At 62.6% G+C, this 22,023-nt stretch carries 18 protein-coding genes and 1 pseudogene; all 19 read right to left on the minus strand.

The window, feature by feature from the left end:
• Positions 1-24: 24 nt before the first annotated feature.
• Positions 25-1,755: an alkaline phosphatase gene (locus PM3016_RS24595; protein WP_014371361.1), complete on the minus strand. Its 1,731-nt coding sequence runs from the start codon at positions 1,753-1,755 to the stop codon at positions 25-27.
• 256 nt (positions 1,756-2,011) lie between these two features.
• Entirely contained in the window at positions 2,012-3,457 is a 1,446-nt protein-coding gene (locus PM3016_RS24600) for a nicotinate phosphoribosyltransferase (RefSeq protein ID WP_014371362.1), read from the minus strand.
• A gap of 96 nt (positions 3,458-3,553) precedes the next feature.
• The gene (locus PM3016_RS24605) at positions 3,554-4,087 is read right to left on the minus strand and encodes a cysteine hydrolase family protein (protein WP_014371363.1); all 534 of its coding nucleotides are present in this window, start codon (positions 4,085-4,087) and stop codon (positions 3,554-3,556) included.
• A gap of 283 nt (positions 4,088-4,370) precedes the next feature.
• On the minus strand, positions 4,371-6,746 hold the full coding sequence (gene helD, locus PM3016_RS24610) for an RNA polymerase recycling motor HelD (RefSeq protein ID WP_014371364.1): 2,376 nt from the start codon (positions 6,744-6,746) through the stop codon (positions 4,371-4,373).
• Positions 6,747-7,213: 467 nt separating this feature from the next.
• Positions 7,214-7,690, minus strand: a complete 477-nt coding sequence (locus PM3016_RS24615) for a GNAT family N-acetyltransferase (RefSeq protein ID WP_014371365.1) — start codon at positions 7,688-7,690, stop codon at positions 7,214-7,216.
• 171 nt (positions 7,691-7,861) lie between these two features.
• Entirely contained in the window at positions 7,862-8,215 is a 354-nt protein-coding gene (locus PM3016_RS24620; protein ID WP_014371366.1) for a GNAT family N-acetyltransferase, read from the minus strand.
• 229 nt (positions 8,216-8,444) lie between these two features.
• Entirely contained in the window at positions 8,445-8,897 is a 453-nt protein-coding gene (locus PM3016_RS24625) for a hypothetical protein (protein WP_238540317.1), read from the minus strand.
• A complete protein-coding gene (locus PM3016_RS24630) occupies positions 8,845-9,300 on the minus strand; it encodes a CDI toxin immunity protein (protein WP_014371368.1) in 456 nt (151 codons plus the stop codon). Before PM3016_RS24630 ends, PM3016_RS24625 begins: the two co-directional genes overlap by 53 nt.
• Complete coding sequence (locus tag PM3016_RS24635; protein WP_014371369.1) at positions 9,293-9,874, minus strand: GNAT family N-acetyltransferase; 582 nt, start codon at positions 9,872-9,874, stop codon at positions 9,293-9,295. Before PM3016_RS24635 ends, PM3016_RS24630 begins: the two co-directional genes overlap by 8 nt.
• On the minus strand, positions 9,871-10,062 hold the full coding sequence (locus tag PM3016_RS24640) for a hypothetical protein (protein WP_013919359.1): 192 nt from the start codon (positions 10,060-10,062) through the stop codon (positions 9,871-9,873). The genes PM3016_RS24635 and PM3016_RS24640 overlap by 4 nt, the downstream gene beginning before the upstream one ends.
• Positions 10,063-10,407: 345 nt before the next feature.
• A complete protein-coding gene (locus PM3016_RS40225; protein ID WP_238540318.1) occupies positions 10,408-11,412 on the minus strand; it encodes a hypothetical protein in 1,005 nt (334 codons plus the stop codon).
• Entirely contained in the window at positions 11,369-13,189 is a 1,821-nt protein-coding gene (locus PM3016_RS24645) for a hypothetical protein (RefSeq protein ID WP_238540319.1), read from the minus strand. The genes PM3016_RS40225 and PM3016_RS24645 overlap by 44 nt, the downstream gene beginning before the upstream one ends.
• A 33-nt stretch (positions 13,190-13,222) precedes the next feature.
• Positions 13,223-14,557, minus strand: a complete 1,335-nt coding sequence (locus PM3016_RS24650; RefSeq protein ID WP_238540320.1) for an HlyD family type I secretion periplasmic adaptor subunit — start codon at positions 14,555-14,557, stop codon at positions 13,223-13,225.
• Between the two features lie 9 nt (positions 14,558-14,566).
• A complete protein-coding gene (locus PM3016_RS24655; protein ID WP_014371371.1) occupies positions 14,567-16,729 on the minus strand; it encodes a peptidase domain-containing ABC transporter in 2,163 nt (720 codons plus the stop codon).
• 341 nt (positions 16,730-17,070) lie between these two features.
• Positions 17,071-17,824, minus strand: a pseudogene (gene hisA, locus PM3016_RS24660) (phosphoribosylformimino-5-aminoimidazole carboxamide ribotide isomerase).
• A 230-nt stretch (positions 17,825-18,054) separates the two neighbouring features.
• A complete protein-coding gene (locus PM3016_RS24665) occupies positions 18,055-18,792 on the minus strand; it encodes an alpha/beta hydrolase (RefSeq protein ID WP_238540321.1) in 738 nt (245 codons plus the stop codon).
• Between the two features lie 472 nt (positions 18,793-19,264).
• Positions 19,265-19,753, minus strand: coding sequence for a GNAT family N-acetyltransferase (locus tag PM3016_RS24670; RefSeq protein ID WP_014371374.1), 489 nt, complete (start codon positions 19,751-19,753; stop codon positions 19,265-19,267).
• 139 nt (positions 19,754-19,892) lie between these two features.
• Positions 19,893-20,279: a hypothetical protein gene (locus PM3016_RS24675; protein WP_013919368.1), complete on the minus strand. Its 387-nt coding sequence runs from the start codon at positions 20,277-20,279 to the stop codon at positions 19,893-19,895.
• 181 nt (positions 20,280-20,460) lie between these two features.
• Positions 20,461-22,020, minus strand: a complete 1,560-nt coding sequence (locus tag PM3016_RS24680) for a response regulator (RefSeq protein WP_014371375.1) — start codon at positions 22,018-22,020, stop codon at positions 20,461-20,463.
• Positions 22,021-22,023 lie beyond the last annotated feature (3 nt).

Here is a 22,023-nt window from a genome sequence, read left to right on the forward strand (position 1 = left end):
CTGTTCGCCCATTGCTGAAGCGTCTTATTTCAGAACCAGCCGCTCGGACAGCGAGTCCCAAGTCATGCTTGTGCCGGTAAGGCTGTTGAACGCTTCAAGCGGAAGGTACAGCGAACCGTTGTCCACGTTGGCGGCATAGGCGGCGTCCTGCCCGTTCAGCTGCACCTTGTTCGTCTCGACGCTGACGGTCATGCTCTGGCTTCCCTTCGTCAGCTTCACGCTGCGGGAGGCTTCATCCCAGACCACGGCCGCGCCAAGCTTCTCGCCCAGCGCCTTCGCCGGATACAGCACCGTACCTTCGCGGGTGATTTTGAACTTCGGATACAGGTACTTCGCCTGCAGCTCCGCTGCCGCTGCCGCCAGGTCCACGCCGATCACCGAAGCGCTCGCCTTGGCAATCTGCGTGTTGTCGATCTGGCCCTTCACCTGGTCGGCAATCGGACCGTATGCCCATACCCCTACGTCTACCGCGGAGTGGCCGTGACCGGACCAGCCGACGAGGAGGCGCTTCGCGATCACGTTGTTGTACGCGCCTTCCTGCTTGTAGGAAGAGCCGTCCCCTTTGAGGATGAACTGGGCTTCTTCGTCCGTCAGGTCGGTAATCCACGTGTTATCCGCTACAATCTGCTTGATTTCCTCGATGGTCGTCGCTTTGGTCAGCAGCGGAATGAGCGCTTCAGAGGACTTTTTCTGCTTGTCCCACAGGTCGATATTCAGCTCATACAGGTTGTCCCGGGATAGAGAGAGACCGCCCGTCTCGTGGTCGGCCGTAATCACGACCGAGGTATTGCCGTCCTTCTTGGCAAAATCCATCGCCACCTTCACCGCCGCATCAAAGTCCATGACCTCCTGCACCGTCGACGGGAAATCGTTGGCGTGGGACGCGTGGTCGATCCGGCCGCCCTCGATCATGATCGCGAAGCCCTTCTCGTCCGCCGAGAGAATCTCGAGCGCCTTGCCCGTCATGGCCGCGAGGCTCGGAGTCGAAGCGTCGCGGTCCGGCGTATAGGCGACATGGGAGCTGCCGAACAGGCCCAGCGCCTTGCTGTTCTTGGCCGTCAGGGACTGCAGCCCCTCGGCATTCTCGACCAGCTGGTAGCCCTTCGCCTGGAAGTCCGGCAGCAGGCTCTTATCGGGGCGCTTGCCCTTCTCCTCCTTCGTCACGAAGAACTGCTTGCCTCCGCCGAACAGTACGTCCACGCCGCTGTCGAGGTACTGCGAAGCAATCGCGTTCTCATTGTCCCGGGAGCGCACATGGGAGGCGTAGACCGCCGGCGTGGCATGCGTGATGCGGGCGGTGGTGACCAGGCCCGTCGCCTTGCCGCTCTTCTCGGCCGCCTCGATCACGGACGCATACGGCAGCGAGACATCCTCATTCGATACGGAGATGCCCGCGTTGTACGTCTTGTGGCCTGTGGCAAAGGCCGTCCCGGCGGATGCCGAGTCCGTTACGACGCCGGAAACGACCTTACCCCCGTCCTCGCCGCGGTCGGCATATGTCGTGGCTTGTCCCACATAGTAGCTGTCGAGGTTCAGGTGCTCCTGGTTCAGCTTCGTCTTGGAATAATACCGGGCGGCCGCCACCTGGGCCGGGCCCATCCCGTCGCCGATCAGCACGATCAGATTCTTGGACACCGGCGCCTGGCCCTGCGTCGTCTTGGCCGCATCGTCCGCAGCGGTAGATATTCCAGCCGGCACCATGGACAGCAGCAGTCCGGATACGGCAATCCCTTTGGCGATCTTGTTCTTTTTCATGAATAATCCCTCCACGAATCAATTCAGTATGTATACATTTTAAAAGTAAAGCATCACGATTCGGGGAAGATCAACCGATTGTAAATTCTGTATTAAGATTATCGAAATTTGTAAAAAAAGGCACAGTACCTGGGACCTACTTCCAGTCCGTTGCCTTGAAGCAGAAAATCAGGAGGAGAAAAAAAGCCCGGCAGCCGGGTTCCTGCTGGAACCGGCTCCGGGCCTGGTTACATTCATATGATAATACAGCTTCGCCTTACTGCTTCTGATGCTGCTTGATCAAATTCATCTTGAGCTCCCATGCCGCCGGGCTGAGGTCGATCGGATAGCGCTCGGGATTGAGCTTGCGCATATACTCGGGCCAGAACAGACCGAGCCTCGAACGGTGGTACTCGCGGATCTCCTCATGGCCGGGCAGCGTATACACCTGCTCCCCGTTCCGGAAAATCTCCTTGAGCAGCGGCTGCGCTTCGTAGTCCTCTACCGTCTTCGACAGGTAAGGATGGACCGGGTCGAACAGATTCAGCGGCTCCCCTTTGAGCATGTCGTCCTCATGCTTCAGCGCGATGTAATCCGCTTCCGCCTTGCCGCTCTTCCGGTTCACGATCCGGTAGGTCTCCTTGAGGCCCGGTGTGGTGACCTTCTCGGGGTTGCCCGAGATCTTGATCACCGGCACGTATTCTCCCCCGCTCTCGCGGGCTACGAGCTTGTAGACGCCGCCGAGCGAAGGCTGATCCGCCGAGGTGATGAGCTGGGTGCCCACCCCCCACGAATCGATGGCCGCCCCCTGCGCCTTCAGGTTGAAAATAATATTCTCGTCCAGATCGTTCGAAGCCGTGATCTTGACGTAAGACAGCCCCGCTTCGTCGAGCATCTGCCGGGCCGTCTTCGACAGGTACGTAAGGTCCCCGCTGTCCAGGCGCACCCCCTGCATGCGCTTGCCCTGGCTCTCCATCTTCTTCGCCGTCCGGATTGCGTTGGGGATACCGCTCCTCAGCGTATCGTACGTATCGACGAGCAGCGTCACCTGGTCCGGCAGGGCGGCGGCGAACCGCTCGAACGCCGTCTCCTCGGACTCGTGCCCCTGCACCCAGGCATGGGCATGCGTTCCTTTGGTCGGGATGCCGAAGCGCATCCCGGCCCGCAGGTTCGACGTGGCGTCGAAGCCGGCCAGATAAGCCGCTCTGGCCCCCCAGACGGCCGCATCCGCCTCCTGGGCACGGCGCGTGCCGAACTCGAGCAGGATGTCGTCTCCCGCCACCTGCCGGATGCGCGAAGCTTTCGTTGCGATCAGGGTCTGGTAGTTGAGGAAGTTGAGCAGCGCCGTCTCGATCAGCTGCGCCTCGAACACCCGGGCCTCCACGCGGATGAGCGGCTCGTTCGGGAACACCAGCTCCCCTTCGGGGACAGACCACAAATGGCCGGTAAAGCGGAGCTTCCGCAGCTCCTCGAGGAACGCCGGATCGTAATTCTCCTCCTGCTCCGCGAGGTAAGCGAGCATGGGCTCGTCGAAGCGCAGCTCCTTGATATATTCCACAATCCGCTGCAGACCGGCGAACACCGCATACCCGTTGCCGAACGGCAGCTTGCGGAAGTAAGCCTCGAAGACAGCCTTGTCGTTGAGTGTCCCGTGGAACCAGTGGGCGTACATCATGTTGATCTGATATTTATCCGTATGAAGGGTCAAATTGTCGTAAGCCATGTGTCTGCTCGTCTCCTGTCTCTCTGTACTTCCTCTGCAGCAGCCGCCTGTTCGGGGGGATGCTGCGCGCCGGCTGGGAGCCGGCTGCCCTGACGTCTAGATGACCCGGGCTCCCAATGATCCTTCGAAGTGACCCAGCGCCCATTCATGCCCTGCCGGGTTGAAGCTCGCGACCGCTCCCCGGTGCACGGTGATGCCGAAGCCTTTATTGTAGGCATCCACAGCGGTATGCAGCACGCAGATGTCCGTGCAGACACCGATCAGGTGAAGCTCGGTGATGCCGCGCGCCCGCAGCCTCAGCTCCAGATCCGTGCCGCAGAAGGCGCTGTACCGGGTTTTATCCATCCAGCGGATCCGCTCCCGGTTCGCTTCGTAGACCTCCTGCAGCTTCCCGTACAGGTCTCTTCCGCCGGTCCCGCGGATATTGTGCGGCGGGAACAGACGGCTCTCGGGGTGGTAGGGATCCCCCTCCTCGTGAAGGTCGACCGCCATCACGACTTCGCTCCCCTCCCGGAGAAATTCCTCGGTCAGACGGACAATCTCCCCCTCGATCGCAAGGGCCGGCTCCCCGACGGGCAGCTTGCCGGTCACGAAGTCCACCGTATAATCAATCACGATCAGTGCTCTCATACGTATCATCTCCCCTTCCTGATGCTTCCTATCCTCCACGGCCGATTTCATGGAGCTTGCGGGTGACTCTCCCTGCCCAAGGGCAGCCAGGGCCGGCCAGCGTCAGCCAGAAAGCGGTGAAAATCCCCTTCCGCCAGCGTTCCGGCCGGCTCGAAGCCGCCTTTCAGCACTCCCCGGGAAACCCATTATTCCCCAGGAAATGTTTTGCGTTCCTCTCCGTGTAACACCTGCTTCTTACCCACGGCAGTTTCGAAGTGCCACCATCAATAATGTCATTATGACTTTATTGATGGCGGTTGTCAAGGGGGTTTCGTACCCTATAGGTCTCGGAAGGGGCCTCCTGCAGCAGCTGGCTCGGCTCCCCGCAGCTGAACAAGTGAAGCTCATGCATCGCCCGCGTGCAGGCCGTATAGAGGAGCTTGCGCTCCCGTTCCCCGCCATACCGCTCCTGCGATACGTCATACATCAGCACGGCATCGAATTCCACACCCTTCGCCAAGTAGGCGGGAAGCACCAGCACGCCGGGCTCAAAGGAACCCCCGTGCTGACCAATCCGCTTCACTTCCATGACGTCGCGGAGCCGTTCGTAAGCCTCGAGGCTCTCCCGCTCATTCTTGCACAGGATGGCGATCGTCCGGTGTCCGGCCTCCCGGACCTTCTCCGTTCTCCGCCGGATCTCTTCGGCGAGGCTCTCCCTGCCGGTCACCGTCAAGGTTGGCTTCGGCCCTTCCCGGTCGAAGGGCTCGATCTCCGCGCCCGGAAGCAGCGTCCGGGTGAACTCCACGATCGGCCGGGTCGAACGGTAGGTCCGGGTAAGCCGGATGCGCTCCGTTTCGGCAGGGGCCGCCAGCACAGCGGGGTGATTCATCTCCCGCACGCCCAGGAGGTGGGCTCCGATCCCCTGAAGCGGATCACCGAGCACCGTCCACCGGCTGCGCGGGAACAGGCGGCGCAGATAGGCCCACTGCAGCGGCGTGTAATCCTGCGCCTCATCCACGAACACATGACGGACCGACAAGTTCATACGGAAGCCCTCCAGCGATTCCTTGAAGATCAGGTACGGGGCCGCATCCTCATAGGGCAGCTCCCCTTTCTCCAGCCGTCGGACCGTATAAGCGCACCACCCGTCAACCTCCGCCGGATTCCCGGCGAGCGGATCCAGATGGGCACGGCGGAGGAGCGGATCGGCATGCAGAGCCATGTACATCCCCTGTATATCGAGGAACTTCAGCCTGCGGATCCACCTTTTGAGCGGCGTGACATATTCCTGCAGCAGAGCCTTCGCAAGCTCTTCATATTCCCGGTCAAAATCATCGAACGTCTCCTCCGAGAACCGTTTGCGCTGCTGCAGCCGGCTGTACGCCTTCAAGTAGGCTTCCGCATCCAGCGTCTGCATCTCTTCCTCCACCCAGTCCGCATAAAGCTGGCTGCGCATGTAGGCCTGCGCCGACCGGACAAGCTCCTTCGCGATCTGCTCAAGCCGGCCCGCAATCGACTGGCACGGGTCCAGCGCCCTGAACCGCGCATCGATCTCCTCCCCGCTCACGATCACGGTATCGCGGAATGTCAGCGGCCGCCACTTCATGCCCCCCTCGCGGCCGAGGAAGTCCGTATACTGCTGAAGGGCCTCCAGGAAGGAGGCTTGCGACTTCACGGCAATTCCGGATAACCGCAGTTCTTCCGTCTTCCCCTCGGACTCACCGTAGACGTACTCCAGGGAATCGAGCGGGTCTTCCACACGGAAGTCCTCCGCAAGCCGGTAGTCCAGGTATTCCTGGAAGGTCGTCTGCTGCATGTTGTCTTCCCCGAGCTCGGGCAGCACCGACGACACGTACGCGGAGAACATCCCGTTCGGGGAGAAAAGCACAATCTGGTCGGCCCGCAGCGATTCGCGGTACCGGTAGAGCAGGTAGGCGATCCGCTGCAGGGCCGCCGACGTTTTGCCGCTGCCGGCCGCTCCTTCCACGAGGAGCAGACGGCTTTGTTCGCTGCGGATGATGCGGTTCTGCTCCCGCTGGATCGTGGCGACGATGCTCTTCATCCGCGAGTCGGAAGCGCCGCCCAGCACATGCTGCAGCAGCTCATCGCCGATCGTGAGGCCCGTATCGAAGACGGCCCGGAGCTGCCCGTCCCGGATGATATACTGCCGTTTGCGCTCGAGCTCTCCCCGGATCTCACCGCCCGGCGTCACATAGGCGGCGGGGCCGGGGCCGTGATCGTAGTACATGGAGGCGACGGGCGCCCGCCAGTCGTAGATCAGGAAAGCGAGCCCTTCTTCGTCCAGCAGCGAGCCCGTGCCGATATAGACCGCTTCCGCCGTACCGTCCCTGCCCTCTTCGCGAAAGTCGATCCGGCCAAAATAAGGCGACTCCTGCAGACGTCTCAGCAGCCGTACCTGCGCCTGCATGCGCCGGTGGCCCCGCTCCCGCTCCGAGAGCACCTCCGCCTGCTGCTTCAGACTGGCGAACGTTTCATACACTTCTTCCGCCCCGTCGAGATTGATCGTGACATCGTCCCAGAAGTGCTTTCGGATCTCGACGATATCTTCCTTGAACCCGCCCGCTTCTTCCTGCAGCTTCTCCAGCCTGCCGCGGATCTCCCCCAGCACAGCCTTCAGCCGCTGCTGCTCCTGCACCCGTTCTTCTCTGCCGATGGTCATAGCACCGCTCCTTGCTTACAGATATCGGCCCGTCATTTGACAAGTAAGCTTTTGTGTGCTATTATATTATTAGGATGTTATACACACATACTTTTTTGTCGTTTTGACAGACCAGTTTTCATTGTAACATGGCGTTTCGCCCTCTTGCAATGAGTTGGTTTTTTTGTTGTTTATGGACTTGTAAGCCTGGCCGCCGGCCAGGCTTTTTGGCTGTTTACAGCTCCGGGGCGATCGGCTGCGAATCCAGCCGGGAAGGACACACTGCGTCGGACCGAATGTCATTCTATTACACTGCAAGAAGCGGCCTGTCCCCTAATGGACACCGACTTCGTTCTGAACGTGCAGCCCGGCTGGGAGGATGCCTCTCTCCCTGCCAACTGGCACCGTCCCGCTGCGGTATAGCGCCGGCCGGCATGGGCCTGGCAAAGGAAACCCAACGAAACCCAACTTTCGCCCCCTACATGTCTTCAAGGGACCTTCTCAACTTCAGCAGCAGAAGCTTCTCGCCCTCCGGACCGGTTTTTCTCCGCCCAGTCAAACGGCGTAAAGCCCAGCTTATGGTACAGGAGCAGGGCCGCCGTGTTGATGCTGTGGCACATCAGACTCAGCCGGTCCGCGCCAAGCTCATGCTTCGCCTTCTCCATCATGATCCGCAGGAGAGCCGATCCGGCCCCCCTGCCCCGGTGCACGGGTGAGACGATTACATTCCCGATCCAGAGTCCCTCTTCCCCCTCGGCAGGGTACAGATTGCAGTAAGCGGCAGTCTGCTCTTCATCGAGCAGTACCGTCGGCAGCAGCCGGCTCCGCGCGACCTCCCACATCTCCCCCGCACTCACCGGATACGCCCACCGGGGATACATGAAGAAGAGCTCTTTTGCATTCTGCGGAAACCGGCGGATGCTCTCAAAGTCCTCTTCCTCCACCGGCCTGTGCGTATACGCCATCTTTTTCTCCCCCCTCCTGATCTTCATACAAGCCCCCGTCATCCATCAGACCCCAGCTCCCTGTTCCCGTTCAAAAGATTTTTGTTCAGTCGGACCTGCGCGGATCCCATGTTCGCTTGCATTGCTCCCCACGTTTCCGCATCCACCGTGCGCCCTCATCTCAGCCACATCTCACTCCGGGAGCCTCCCATCCGACAGGAATTCGTCCAGTCTGGACCAGCGAAGCCGGATTTCTTCCCGGGTCACTTCCCCGATCCGGATCTGCTGGCTCCCCGTCCGCTGTCCGCCCCAATGACGGTAGACCGCTTCCGCCGGATTTCCGTCCAGCACGCTGACCTCCAGCGCACGGTATCCATGCCCGGCCAAATGGTGAACGAGCGCCCCGAATAACGCTCTGCCGTACCCTTTTCCCTGCATGTCCTCGAGAAGATAGAGGGCGTACAGCTCCGCTTCGGTGTCTTCGTCCTGTTCCCTGCGCCTTCCTCCGTTGACGAAGCCGATGATCTCTCCGCCCAGGGCCTCCATCACCAGCAGGAGCTCGTGAGGCTGGGGATGCTGCAGCGCCTGCTGCCAGCCCCGCTCCCGCCGCGCCTCCGATAATCCGTTGAGGAACCCGGAGGACAGCAGCCCCCGGTAAGTCGTCCGCCAGCTCGCGACATGGACCCGCGCAATCTCACGGCAGTCGGACGCCTGGGCTTTGTCGAATCCGCATCCGCTTCACTCCCCTTACCAGCTTAGTAAACCGCTTCTTTCGTCAACGCTTACCGCCTGGCTTGTTCTCCTCGTCTTCGAGTTCCTTGCCGAGCTCCTTCTCGAGTTCCCTCTCGATCTCCTTCTCGATCTCCAGATCAAGCAGGGTGCGTTCTCCCTGCCTGCCCTCCCCGTGCAGTCGGTACAATTCCTGCTCAATCTCTTCATCGGACATGTGGAAGCTCATCTCCTCTTCATCACGAAGACCAAGATGACGCTTGATCTTCCGGAGATCCTCCTGCATCTGTTTATTCTGCAGGTGCGTACTAAGCGTCAGCCCGAAGATCGCCGCCAGTAGCGCCAGAACCCCCAGCGGGCCAAGGAAAAAAGCGATCAAGCCTGACAGCAGAATCGCCAGCAGTGTTCCCGGTGTCGTCATCTTCGGCAGTCCTCCCCTGGTAATCTTACCTTCCGAGACTTCGGCGGCAGCTCCCGTCATGCCCCCATTCGACAACATCCTCGCCCTCCCGGTAAGCCCACACATCCGGAGAAACGGCAGTCACCTCGTCGAGCTGCTCGAGCAGCTTCCGCAGCGAGGTCCGGATCACCGGTGCGTCTCCATGACTCCACAGAATCCAATACTCCTTGCTTCCGGACACAGCAGACAACTGCACGTCTTTCTGCAGCAGAGCTTGATGCGGAACCCGCTCCCAGTCTATCCGCCCATAGGACGTGAAAGGATACTCCCCCTGCAGCCTCGCATAGAGACGGTCCGACTCCTCCCCGCTGCAGATCCGGGTTCCTTCGCCGAGCGCCTGGATACAATCCAGAAAAAGAGGAGAATCCGCCTTCACGGCTTCTCTTCGCCGCTTCGCCAATAACAGGTCCAGCCTCCAGCGGCGTGCCTCTTTTTCATCCATGAGGAGCCCCTCCTAAGTGTCCGCTTCTCTTCGTCCGGCCGGTTCCGTTCAGTTCCCCCTCGCCGGGTGAAAGCCTCTTGGTCAAATACAGGACCAGGTCGTCGTCTACGCTCACCTGGCTTCCCGGTACCACAGGCCGGTTCGCATACATCACCCCGCGGCCGTCCGGGATGTAGCCCCGGCGGCTGTACAGGCGCTGGGCCGCCCCATAATCCGCGTACAAACCGACGCCGATCCCGATCACCTCGTGCCGATCCCCCGCCGCCCTCTCCAGCTCCCCGATCAGGAGATTGGCGATTCCCCGTCTCCGGTACTCGGGGAATACGTTCAGATCGTTGATTTCGGGAATACCCTGCTTCCCAAACGGTGGATAATCCGAACGGTACTTTAAGTGTGCCGCCCCCAGAATACGCCCGTCCGCACAGGCGAACAGCGTAATCCGCTCTCCCGCCGCGTTTTCGGCAAGGCAGAGCTCATAGTACTCATCGGGGCGCGGGATTTGCTGCAGAGCGAAGGCTTCCTTCCATGCGCTCATCCCTACGGGAGTGAGCAGACGCTCTACCTTCACGTTCATCCTTCTCCTCCGCCTTCCCGTTCCTTACGTTTCTTTTCTTCCGCGAGTCCGTTAAGGAGCAAGTCCAGCCGCTCGATGATCCGCTCGTCATGGCGCAGCCGCTGCTTTAATTTGAATTGAATCCCTTTCAGTTCATACCAGATTGCGAGAAGAAGTGCCAGCCCGGTGACCACGATAAGTGTACCCATCGCTTACCTCCTGATTGTTCAAGTCTCCGCTGCCCGGTCAGTAGGAAGAGCAGGAGTGCCGAGTTCTCTCTTAAAAAAAGAGTTTCACAGCTGCCGGGGCTTCCCCTGCTCCACACTTCGCTGTTCCAGCTGTCAGGAAAATCCCCTGTACCAGAAGGTGAAGTCCCTCGATCCGCTTCACTGCTGCCAGGACCATTTGGCAGTTTTTGGACATTTATCCTACAGCCTCCATCGTACCACGCGGACCGGCACCCGGCCATCCCCCTGAGGAGATTTTGCCGTGCAAAAAACCAAAAGGGCGGCGACTGAAAGCCGCCCCCCCCTTGTTTCCTTCCGCTGTGCCGCTTACGGATACTCATCCTCGGCAAGCAGCACCCGCTGGTTCTGGAACACTTCGTAGACCCGAACCCGGTAAGCCCCGGTCGTCTCGCCCGTGCCCTCCTGCTCGATCGTCAGCTTCCGGTCCCCGGTGGCCAGGACGTCGGAGCCTTCGCCGCCGGACTCCTCGCCATCCGCCCAGCCGAGCGCGTACGTCTTCGTGGTGACGTGATGGTCTTCCGTCTCGACCTCAATGGCGACCTGCCGCCCTTCCGGGTGCGACTCGTACGTTGCACCCCGGTCCAGCGTGTAATTCAGCCGGTACGAGGTCTGTCCGCCTTCGTTCAGCCGCTCCACCTTCGTGACGGAGAGCGAGAACGGATAGAGCACGAGCTCCTGCAGCGTACCCTTGGCATCCGGTTCCTCCGGCAGCGGATAGGCGGCCGGATTCACATAGAGCTCATCGCTCCCATCCTCCTCGTCATCCCCGGCCGATGAGGATGCAGCCGTGTCGGCCCCGTTATCGGCAGCCGCCGGCGGTTCGCCGCTCTCCGGCGTTCCGCCGAAGGGCACGACCGCTTCCCCGAGCACCAGCTGCAGATCGTCGGCCTGGCGGCCGTACGGGAGGCGGGTCCAATAGGCGACCAGCGCACTCCCGTCCGGCGTGATGTCGCCCGCGATCTCGCTGTGCTGCGCCGGCAGGTAGAGACCCCCAGCCGGTGTGCGGAAGTAGCCCGGCAGCGCCGGCGGCTTCATCGAACGGCTCTCCGCGTTGGTCTGCTCCACGAGTACGACGGCCATCTGGCCGGTCGGCCCGGAGAACGACCGCGCCTGCTTGACGACGGCCGAGTAGCCCGGATGCAGGGCGCTTCGGCGGGACCCGCCGTCCTTGCGCAGCGGAATGGCCGCATCCGTGCCATCCGTACGGAAGGCGGCCAGTTCCTTTGTCGCCGCCTTCTCTTCCTCGCCGCCCTCGCCGGTCTCTTCCTCAAGCACCAGCTTGATGCCCGAGAACTTCGTCTTGAAGGGCACGCGGCCGATCCAGTACAGGCTGGCCTCGTCGCTGTCCCGCAGCGCTCCGATCGGCGACAGAACGACCGGCGACGCCTCGATCCGGGTCGAGTCGTCGAGGAGAAAATACCCCCGTCATCGACGGCAGCGGCTTCGCTTTGCCGCTTTCCCCGCGGACCCGGACCTCTGCCGTAAGCAGGTCCTCCTGCAGATGGGGGCTGCGTTTGATGGAGATGAGCCGGGAAGGGAAGGTCCCCGACTTCGTGCGGAGCGGGTGGGCCGTCTCCGGCGTCCATTCCTCCTGCGAAGGGGCCGGCAGAGCCAGATGCGCCAGCGGAAGCAGATGCCCCTCCGCCTCCTCATCCTCTTCCCCAGCCGGTTCTTTGACCAGCACGGACGCCTTGGAGGCATCCGCGGAATAAGGCAGGGCGCCCTCCAGCTTGACCGTCAGCTCTTCGCCGGGCTGCAGCCGGGTCTCCTCCTCCAGTCCGGCCGGCTCGGCGCCGTACTCCTTCCCCTCCCCGCTGAGCAGCGCATACTCGTATGACGGCAGCTTCACGGACACCTTCGACGCATTCTTCACCCGGAGCTGGACCGACAAGCCGTTCAGCCGTCCCTGCGGATGCTCGAAGACCCGGTCCACGGACACCTCCAAGGGCAGCCGGCCGGCCTCCACGATCTGCACGCCGCCCGGAGCAAGAGGCTTCTCCTCTGCCAGCGCTCTAGGCTCACCCAATGCGAAGGAGCCGAGCGGGGCGTCAATCTCCCCGCCCGCTTCCTCGCTCGCCTTGCGCGTAAGCCAGAGCCGGGCGCCGCCCCAATCCGCATCCACCGGAACGTCGAACTGCGCGGAGAGCGGCTCGTCCCCCGAAGGGCCGGCCGTCAGCTCGCCCCACGCCTCCGCGTCCTTCATGGGATAGCGCCGGCCCTCCAGTTCGAGCCAGGCCTCCAGTCCTGTCAGCTTCACCGGGGCTGCCCCCGCTGAAGCGAGATGCAGGAACGCGGTGACGCCCTGCTCGCGGCCCGGCCCCGGATAGCGGAAGAACGCTCCCGCATAGGCGTTCAGCCGGCTGCCGTCCAGCATGACGGCGGTCCTTGTCCCCGCCGGCACGGCATACTCATATTCCGCCGGCACCGCAAGATCGCCAAGTACGCTCTGGAAACCGGCCGTCCCGAAGTCCCAGCGGATCAGGCGGAAGACCGCGTCCTCCAGGGCGAATCCGTCGCCCACCTCCGCGTAATATTCAATCGTCCGCTCGGAGTACGGCGGAATCACCGGCTCGAGCGGCTGCTCCTTGGGCAGCAGCTTCACCTTGTATTCCTGCGCGCCGGCCCCGTAGAGGCGGACGCCGTATTCCATGAATTCCAGCTCCCCTGCGCCTGCGTTCTTGTAGCGCAGCGAGAAATGCAGCAGCCGCCGTCCACCGCCCGACCAGATCACGGGGCCCGCCACCTGCACCTCGGCCTCCGGGCTCAAGGCCACCGAGCCCAGGGGCACCTCCTCATGAGCGGCTTCAGGCACCGCCCGGTAACGGATGTCAGCTGCCGGCGCGGCAGGGCCTACGCCGCCTGCCCCTTCCGCGGTTGGATCTCCCGCCGGGTCTGTGCCCTGCGCGGAAGCACCATTGGTGCCCGCTTCCCCGGAAGCCGGCTCCGCTTGGGTCGCCGCAGCCTGAGCTGCCGCCGGGGCGGCCGGTGCCGCGGCGGCTTGGGGCGCCTCTTGCGCCGAAACCGGCAGGCTCCCGCCCGCAACCGCAATGATCAGCGCCCAGAGGGCGCACCGTTGATAGAGTGTCATGTCAGCAATGCTCCTCCCCTTGTTGTATTGAGGCTACCGCAGCGTCAGGCTTTCCTCGGCATACTTCAGGATCGGCGAGAGGAAGAATTCGATGATCTTCCGGTCCCCCGTCTTCACTTCAGCCGATACGGTCATCCCGGGCGTCACCGGAACCGGGCTGCCGTTCACATTCAGCCGCTGCTCGAGCAGCTTGACCTTCATCCGGTAGACCGTTCCGAGCTCCGGATCGTCGATCGCATCGGCGCTGATCTCCGTCACCTCGCCCCGCAGCGTGCCGTATTTCTGAAAAGGAAACGTGTCGATCTTGACGCGGACCTCCTGTCCCGCGGAGACGAACCCGATGTCCTTGTTAAGCAGCGTCCCCTCGACGATCAGCTCGGTGCCGTCGGGCACGATCGTAATGACCGGCTGCGCCGGCGTCACGATTCCGCCGATCGTCTGCGCGGCGATGCCGAGCACCGTCCCGTCGGCCGGCGACACCAGCTTACGGTAGCCGACCTTCGTCTGGGCCTTGAGCAGCTCGGCTTCGAGCGCATGGATCGTCTTGTCCTTCTCGACGATGGAGGCGAGCAGCGTCTGCCCCCTCTCTTCGTTCAGCGCCTGAAGGTTCTTCTTGGCTTCCTCCAGGCTGTCGGTCAGCTTCCGCACGTTCGTGATGGCGGACTCGACCTCCTGCTGCGCCGTCAGCAGGTCGTTGCGCCGGTTGAGCGCATCGAGCATCGACTTGTCCTCCGACGGCTTCTCCTGCTGGGTAAGCTGCTCCAGCATGTACTTTTTCTCCGCCTGCTCCTGCTTCGTCCGCTCCAGCGAAATCTCTTTCTCCCGCTGGGCGATCGTCAGCTTCAGGGCATCCTCCTTCGCCCGGTGGGCCGCCTCGCCCGCCGTCTTCAGCCGGCGCAGCTCCTCGAGGAATCCGGGAGCGAGCCCCGAGTCGGCAAGCAGACCGGAGAGCACCTGCTCCTCCGGCGCCCGGCCGTCGCGCTCCGCCGCCAGCATCTCCTTCTCGAGCCTGGCGGCCGCCAGATTCTTGCGGAGCCCTTCGAGGTCCGCCGTATCCATCGCCGGATCGAGCTCCATCAGGAGCTGGCCGGCCTTGACCTTATCGCCCTCATCCACGTGGATCGCTCCGATCACACCTTCCTCGAGCGGCTGTACCACCTTCACGCGGCCGCTCGGCACGACCTTGCCGCGGGAGACGGCCACCTCGTCGATCGTCCCGATGCACGCCCAGGCGATCAAGGACAGCACAAGCGTGAAGATGATCCAGATGATCCACCTCCCGAGCGGGGCCGGCGGCGTCTGTTCAAGCTCCAGGGCCGCCGGCAAAAAATCATACGCCTCCACATTCCTTGTCCGCAGGATCGACACCCGGCTCCCCTACCTTTCCTGCTGCCGCAGCAGGTGGGCATACAGCCCGCCCTTCTCCAGCAGCTCCTGATGTGTGCCCGATTCGACGAGACGCCCCTTATCCAGCACCATCACCGCATGGGCCCTGGCCATGGCGGACAGCCGGTGCGCGATAATGAAGACGGTCCGCCCCCGGCAGATGTGGCTGAGGTTCTGGTGGATGATGCGCTCCGACTCGTAATCGAGCGCGGAGGTCGCCTCATCGAAGATGAGGATCGGCGGGTTGAGCAGCAGCGCACGCGCGATGGCGATGCGCTGGCGCTGGCCGCCCGACAGGGAAGCCCCCCGCTCCCCGACCGCCGTATCGTAGCCTTCCTGCAGCTCCATGATGAAGTCATGGGCGCCGGCAAGCTTGGCCGCCTGCACGATCGACTCCATCGAAGCGCCGGGCGAATGAATCGCGATATTGTCACGCACCGAGCCGCTGAAGAGCACGCTCTCCTGCAGCACGACGCCGATCTGCCGGCGCAGCCAGACGGGATCGGCCTGGCCGATATCCATGCCGTCAATGAGAATGCGTCCGGCTTCCGGCACATACAGCCGCTGGATGAGCTTGGAGAGCGTGCTCTTGCCCGAGCCGCTCCGGCCCACGACGCCGATCACGCTGCCCGGCTTGACCTGGAAGGAGATGCCCTGCAGCACCTCCGCGCCGCCCGGACGGTAACGGAAACGCACGCCCTCGAAGCGGATATGCCCCTGAACGGCGGGCAGACGCGTCTTGCCCGGCTCCGAGCCCGGCTCGGGCTTCGTCTCGAACACGTCCTTCAGCTTCTCGATGGATAAGCTGGCCTGCTGCACCTCGCGCCACAGCTGCACAAGCCGGAGCACCGGCTCGCTCACGCGCGAGGACAGCATCTGGAAGGCAATCAGTCCGCCGACCGACAAGCCCCCCTGAAGCACCAGCCAGGCCCCGTACCAGAGCACCCCCAAGGTGCTCAGCCGCTGGATCCACTGGCCGGTCGTCCCTGCGCCCCCCGCCCACATGGAGGTCTGGAAGCCCGCACGGATCTGCCCGGCGAGCAGCTCCTCCCACTTGGCATGCATCGTGGATTCGAGCGCAAAGGACTTCAGCGTCTGCATTCCCGATACGGATTCGACCATGAACGCCTGCGATTCGGCGCTGCGGGCATAGCGCTCCTCGAGCTTCCGCCGAAGCACGGGAGTCACCCCCCACGAGAGAAGCGCCAGCAGCAGCACCGCCCCGAGCACGATGCAGGTGAGCACCGGGCTGTAGAACAGCATGACCGCGATATACAAAAAGATAAATCCGACATCCAGCAGCGCCGTCAGCGGCGAGCCGGTAAGGAACTGGCGGATCTGATCCATCTCCCGCACCCGTGCCATCGTATCGCCGACCCGGCGGGATTCGAAATAGACGAGCGGCAGGCGGAACATATGCCGCACCAGCTTCGTGCCGAGAATCACATCGAGCCTTCCGGTCGTGTGATGATATACATAGGTGCGGGCCATGCCGAGCAGCCACTCGAAGCAGGCCATGCCCACAAGGCCCGCCATCAGAACATGAAGGGTCGTCAGTCCGTTATGTACGAGCACCTTGTCGATCACCACTTGAATGATCAGCGGGAGCGCGATGCCGAACAGCTGGAGGATAAAAGATGCCGCCAGCACCTCGATTACCGACTGGCGGAACTTCCAGAGCAGAGGCAGGAACCAGCGGAAGCCGAAGGGCCTCTCCGCCGCTCCCCTGCCCTGCCGGGGCGTGAAGAGAACGACCGTGCCTCCCCACTGCCGGGCAAAATCCGGGATCGCCAGCGTCTTCGGCCGCCCGGTCTCGGGATCGAAGAGCAGCGCTTCGTCATCGGTCAGCTTGGCGAGCACGCCGTAGCCGCCCTCCTGATCCGTAATCATGGCCGGGAGCGGCAGCCGGTGCAGCTTGGCGAGCGGCGTGCGCAGCGCTTTCACTTTGAATCCGGCCTCCTGGGACAGCCGCATGAGGTGAGGCAGCGGCAGTTCCCCGCCGGCAGGCAGCGCTTCGTCCTTCCACCGGTCGGCATTCAGCGGAATCCGGTGATACCGGGCCAAAAAATAAAGACAAGCCAAACCGGTGCCGAGCTTTGGCCCTATGGACCGCTCTGCCGGTTCGGCATGCTGCGGAGCAGCCTTTTCGTTCATAGACCCACTCTCTCTCTTCTCAAGTGTTTTCCTGGTCCGGCTCCTGAACCCCTGCCCGGCGCCCGTACCGTTTCTGCACTTTTGCCTACATATTGTATCATTAGGCGGAATTGGAAATATAGCCCTTTCCAGCTCATAAATGAAATTTAATGAAAGTTCCGGAACGCAAAAAAAGAGCTCTTGCGAGCTCTTTCAAGGTGCAGGCAGTATCTGCGAATGTGCAGCCGGCTCAGAGGGGTGTGATCCGTCCTACCAGTATCAGCTCCTTGAGAATGAATCATGCGCATGACACCGGCGAAGAGCGGATCTTCCTCCCGGAATCATGTGCCTGCCCCCTGCGCCTACCTGCAGCAGGCGACTACTTCCTTGTACGAAAGCTTGCCGCCGAAAAATATCCAGCGCGCTGCCGATCGTGATATCGAGCTTGTCCCGCCCGAGCTCACGGAACAGTGCGAGATCCTCGAGCGACCGGGCCCCGCCCGCATAGGTCGTCGGAATCGTGACGCCTTCGGCCAGGTGCTTCACCAGTCCCTCATGGATGCCGGCGCGCTTGCCTTCCACATCCACCGCATGGATGAGGAACTCGTCGCAATAGCTCTCGAGCTCCCGCAGCGACGCCGCCGTCACCTCGAACGAACTGAGCGTCTTCCACTGGTTCGTCGCCACGAACCAGCCGTCTCCGCTGGCCTTGCAGCTCAGGTCGATGACGAGGCGCTCCCGTCCCACCTCGGACACGAGGCGGTCGAGCCGCCCCATATCCAGCTCCCCGTCACGGAAAATATACGAGGTCACGATGACATGCGAAGCTCCCCGCTCCAGGTAGGAAGCGGCGTTCTCCGCCGTGATTCCGCCGCCCACATGCAGTCCGCCCGGGTATGCCTGCAGCGCTTCCACGGCCGCCGCTTCGTTGCCCCCGCCGAGCATAATGACGTGCCCGCCCTTCAGGCCGTCCTCGCGGAACATCGAAGCATAGTACGAAGGCGTATGCTCCGACACGAAATTTTCCACAACCGCTTCGCCGGCGGCCCCGAGCGTCTCGCCCACAATCTGTTTCACTTTGCCCTGATGCAGGTCAATGCATGGTCTGAATTTCATCCGTCTTCCCCCCGGTTGTCTCTAAGCTATTCCATAGGATACCACAACCCCGGGGGGATGGGCACCCCCTGTCCCGCTCTGGAGCGCTCTGCTCCCTGTTCGGCCGGGGGAGCCGGAGCCGCAGGGGCCGCTCCGCCCTTTCACCTGGAGATTCGTTCCGCCTCCGCAGCTTTGCAGCCCCAGGTATCCCGGCCCTCGCAGCTCCATGCAGACCGGGCCTTGTAAATCATTCACTTCCCTGCATAGAAGAGCAGGTAATTCTCCATCTTCGGCATCCAGTAGTTCTTGTGATGGCCGCCGGAAGAAGGGTGATACTGCACGTCGATGTTCCGGGCCTTCAGCTTGCGGTACAGCAGCTCGGAACCCTCGTAGAACTTGTAGTTGTCCTGTTCGCCGCAGTCGAGGTAGACGGACAGCCCTTCGAGTTTCTCCGTATCCGCCAGGAGCAGGGGATCCCGCCAGTCTCTCATCTCCGGTATAGGATACATCCAGTGGCGGAGCCCGCCGGTATTGAACCACTCCTCCATATAAAGTGCGGCACTGTGGCCTCCCGCCTTACTGTAGAGCTCGGGATGTAGGAAGGAATTGTGCAGGGCGGCCCACCCGCCCATCGATATGCCTCCGATATAGCGCCGGCTCCGGTCCGCCGCCGTGCTGAAATGCGCATCGACATAAGCGATCAGATCCTTGGTGAGATAATCCCCGTACCGGCCTTCATCCGCGCAGTCCGCGCAGGGCCTCTTCGCCGGCTGGTCCGATGAATTGAAGCCGTAGCTGTTGTCCACGGCGGGAGAGACGATGATCAGCGGTTCGATCCGCCCTTCTTTCACAAGCCGGTCCGCTGTCTTGTCCGCTTCCATCCCGGGGAGCCACGAATCTTCGTTCCTTGCGTACCCGTGCAGCACATAGAGGACCGGGTACTTGGTTTTGGCGTTGTAGCCCGGCGGAAGGTAAATGTTGAATTTCATGTCCTTGCCGAGCGCTTCGCTGTGGAACGTAATCTTGCGTACATCCGGAGAGGCGGAAATCACCTCCGACTGGATGGGCGGCGCGGATGCAGTTTGGTAGCGCTTTCAGTGGCAGGCGGCCCCGCTCCTGAGCAGCCGTTTAACAGACAGCACGCCAGCAGCAGGCCGCCGGCCCGGATTCGCCACCGTTTTCTCAAACGTGATTTCCCCCTCGTATCCCCATTTTACCGTTCTGCTTTACATTATATCCTTCTGCGCCCTTGTATTCCACATTTTTCCACTTAATACGGAACAGCAGATCGGCAAGCAGGATCTTCCGCAGGATTCGCGGTAGTTCTTAGCCCCATCATCGTCCACCGGCCGAAAAGCGAACCGCAGCCCTGGCATCACCTAAGGCATATGACCCTCACCTCAGCACCGTACAGGCGTTCGATGTCCGCCATACTTCGGACCACGCAGGCTTTGGCTGCGATCAGCTCTGCTCCTCCTCCATCCATTCGTATAGATGGGTCACGTCTTCACGCCCCGCTGCCTGCCTGAAGCCGGCAGCCGTATAAAAATCCCCTGCGGCGGGCGAGTCCGTGCGGAGCTCCAGCCGGGCGAAATGCGGCCGCGCCCTCTCCATCACGGCCTGCAGGAGGGCGCGGCCGATCCCACAGCGGCGCAGGTCCCGCCGCACGTACATGCGCCTCACCCGGCCAGCAGCCGCATCCCCGGGTATGCGGTTCAAGCCGCACACGCCCGCCGGACTGCCGTCCGCATAGACCAGCAGCAGCACCTCCCCTTCCCGGTCGAACCGGTTCTCGCCGGACGCATAGTCATCCGCCAGCCGCCGCAGATGCCGGAAGCCCTCTTCCTCACTCTCCCGGACGAGCTCCTCCAGCTCACGGACGTCCTCAGGCCCTGCTTTCCGGATCTGCACTTCCGCCCGCCCCCCTTCTTCCAGCCGCTTTTGTTCCATGAATCGTTCCCTCCTCCTCTTCACCGCTCCCAGGACTATGGGCACGCCGCGTCAGATCAACTGTGTTCCGCCAACTCCCCCCGTGCTCTCCTCCATGCAGTAAAAGCCAGGGACTCCCGTCCCCGGCTTCCTTCCCGCCTTATTGCTCCGCCTGCTTTCGGGCGGCATCGTACTGCTCGACCCATTCCTTGCCGGACCCCCAGGCCTGCACCGGGCTGCGCTCCTTCAGGATGTCCTCACCGGCCTTGGCCATGATCCAGCCCTCGAGCGAGCCGCCCTTCTCCCCGCGCAGCTCCTGCAGGAGGTGCGGCAGCGCCTTATCCCCCAGGCTCACAATCGCCTCGTAGCTTGCGCGCTCGGCCTTGATGTAATCGCCCGGATTGCTCGAGCTCCCCGCCCCGGGCGCGGAGACGATCCGCTCCACATGGGCATCGATCACTTCCTCCACCCGTGCGGATTCCCCTCCGCTGCAGCCGCCGAGCAGCAGCACAGCCGCCAGCCCTCCTATCATCCCTGCCAGCTTCACAAAACCCCTCTTTTCTGTTCATTTGTCGCTGATCCCAACCTGTATAGACGCCCCCTCCCCCCAAAAGGTTCCAACACGTGCCGTTACAAGCTGCCGCTCACCCGCAAAGGTAACGAACCGTTTTGGGCTCCTGCAGCTTCCCGCCGGATCACCCGCTTGACCGGCCGGCGAAAGCAGCCCGTCACGAAATCAGGGAGCGCTTGCTCCGGTATTCCATCGGCGTAATGCCCTCCATCTCCTTGAAGACGCGGTTGAACTGCTTCGTATTCTCGAAGCCGACCTGCTCCGCGATCTCGTAGATCCGGCCGTCCTCCCGTTCCAGGAGCTCCTTGGCCCGCCGGATGCGCACCTTTTTGAGATAGCCGACGAAGTTCTCGCCCGTGTATTCCTTGAAGGCCTGGCTGAAATAGGTATAGCTCAGCGACACATGGTTGGAGACCATCGCCATGTTGAGGTTCTTGGCATAGTTCTCTTCGATATACTGCACCGCCCGCTTGATCTCCTTGTGGTCGGCGTGCACGGCCCGGATGCTAGCAATATACTGGTCGAGCAGCTCCGTCAGCTGTTCGACGGAATGCACGTACTCGTGATACTGGTCAAAATGGTCGATGGAGCCCGCTTTCTTGTACAGCCGCAGAATCTCGACGGATTCCTCGCCATAGGCGTGGAACACCTGGTCGAAGACGAGCTCGTTAAGGCTGCGGGACACGGCTTCCACATAAGCGACGCCGCTGGCGCGGGCCTTCCCCGGATCGAGCAGCTGCGAGAGCAGCGCCCTCACCTCTGTGCTGCGGCGCGTTCCGAGCAGATTCGAGAGGCGGCGGATCAGCTCGAGCGGCACGGCCGCCGTTCCTGAGGAAGGAGGGGCTTCATAGCGGCGTACCCCGCCGCCCGCATACAGGAAGCCGGAGCGCATGGCGCTCAGCGCTTCGAGGTAGATCTGCCGCAGGGGCAGCCCCTCCTTCCGGCAGAAGCTGAGGCCCGCGCGCAGACCGGAAGCGCTTCCCCCGGCGAGCGCCTCTTCGAGCAGCCGGCCGACCTCCGCGCCCTCTCCGAGCAGGACCAGATTCCGGTCCTTGTCGAGCAGCACGGGCACCCGGCGCAGCACCTCCGCCCCGCCCTCCGGCAGCAGCCGCTCCAGCCGGGAGACGGCCTCCTCCAGCCGCTGGGGGCGCTCCGCCGCCGGAAAGCGCAGCACGCCGGCCGCCCAGCCGGGACCGAAGCCGCCGGCGCCGACCGACTCCAGCCGCTCCCGGACCTCGCTCTCCTCCATGCCGGGATGCAGGAGAATGTAGGCGAGCTGGCTGGCGCGCAGCGCATCGAACCGGCCGCTGCCCGCCGCCAGCCGGCTCGAGAGCTCCTCCTGCCGCCGGAGCTCCCCCTCCAGGCGCCGCAGCGCCGCGAAGAGCTCCTCCCGCACGATCGGCTTGAGCAGATAGCCCTTCACCTCGCACTGGATCGCCTCCTTGGCGTAGGCGAAATCATCATGCCCGCTGAGCACGAGCAGCAGCGGCCTGCGGTCCATCTCCCGGATCCGCTTCATGAGCGCGATGCCGTCCATTTTCGGCATGCGGATATCCGTGATGAGCAGATCCGTGCCGCCCCCCTCAAGCTTCGCCAGCGCTTCCGCGCCGTCGCAGGCAAGCTCGATCCGGTACTTTTCCGGAAACTCGCGCGAGATCATTGCGGAGAGGCCGAGCCGGATATTTTTCTCATCGTCCACGATCATCAGGGTGCGCATGCG

The organism is Paenibacillus mucilaginosus 3016 (genome assembly GCF_000250655.1).
Taxonomy (GTDB): domain Bacteria; phylum Bacillota; class Bacilli; order Paenibacillales; family NBRC-103111; genus Paenibacillus_G; species Paenibacillus_G mucilaginosus.

Bases quoted from the DNA above. Each gene is read 5' to 3' on its own strand.
- PM3016_RS24680 (WP_014371375.1), bottom strand. From the start codon at position 22,020: ATGCGCACCCTGATGATCGTGGACGATGAGAAAAATATCCGGCTCGGC.
- PM3016_RS24600 (WP_014371362.1), bottom strand. From the start codon at position 3,457: ATGGCTTACGACAATTTGACCCTTCATACGGATAAATATCAGATCAAC.
- PM3016_RS24605 (WP_014371363.1), bottom strand. From the start codon at position 4,087: ATGAGAGCACTGATCGTGATTGATTATACGGTGGACTTCGTGACCGGC.
- helD (WP_014371364.1), bottom strand. From the start codon at position 6,746: ATGACCATCGGCAGAGAAGAACGGGTGCAGGAGCAGCAGCGGCTGAAG.
- PM3016_RS24625 (WP_238540317.1), bottom strand. From the start codon at position 8,897: ATGTTGTCGAATGGGGGCATGACGGGAGCTGCCGCCGAAGTCTCGGAA.
- PM3016_RS24640 (WP_013919359.1), bottom strand. From the start codon at position 10,062: ATGGGTACACTTATCGTGGTCACCGGGCTGGCACTTCTTCTCGCAATC.
- PM3016_RS24630 (WP_014371368.1), bottom strand. From the start codon at position 9,300: ATGGATGAAAAAGAGGCACGCCGCTGGAGGCTGGACCTGTTATTGGCG.
- PM3016_RS24670 (WP_014371374.1), bottom strand. From the start codon at position 19,753: ATGGAACAAAAGCGGCTGGAAGAAGGGGGGCGGGCGGAAGTGCAGATC.
- PM3016_RS24655 (WP_014371371.1), bottom strand. From the start codon at position 16,729: ATGAACGAAAAGGCTGCTCCGCAGCATGCCGAACCGGCAGAGCGGTCC.
- PM3016_RS24615 (WP_014371365.1), bottom strand. From the start codon at position 7,690: ATGGCGTATACGCACAGGCCGGTGGAGGAAGAGGACTTTGAGAGCATC.
- PM3016_RS24620 (WP_014371366.1), bottom strand. From the start codon at position 8,215: ATGGAGGCCCTGGGCGGAGAGATCATCGGCTTCGTCAACGGAGGAAGG.
- PM3016_RS24595 (WP_014371361.1), bottom strand. From the start codon at position 1,755: ATGAAAAAGAACAAGATCGCCAAAGGGATTGCCGTATCCGGACTGCTG.
- PM3016_RS24635 (WP_014371369.1), bottom strand. From the start codon at position 9,874: ATGAACGTGAAGGTAGAGCGTCTGCTCACTCCCGTAGGGATGAGCGCA.
- PM3016_RS24665 (WP_238540321.1), bottom strand. From the start codon at position 18,792: ATGAAATTCAACATTTACCTTCCGCCGGGCTACAACGCCAAAACCAAG.
- PM3016_RS24645 (WP_238540319.1), bottom strand. From the start codon at position 13,189: ATGACACTCTATCAACGGTGCGCCCTCTGGGCGCTGATCATTGCGGTT.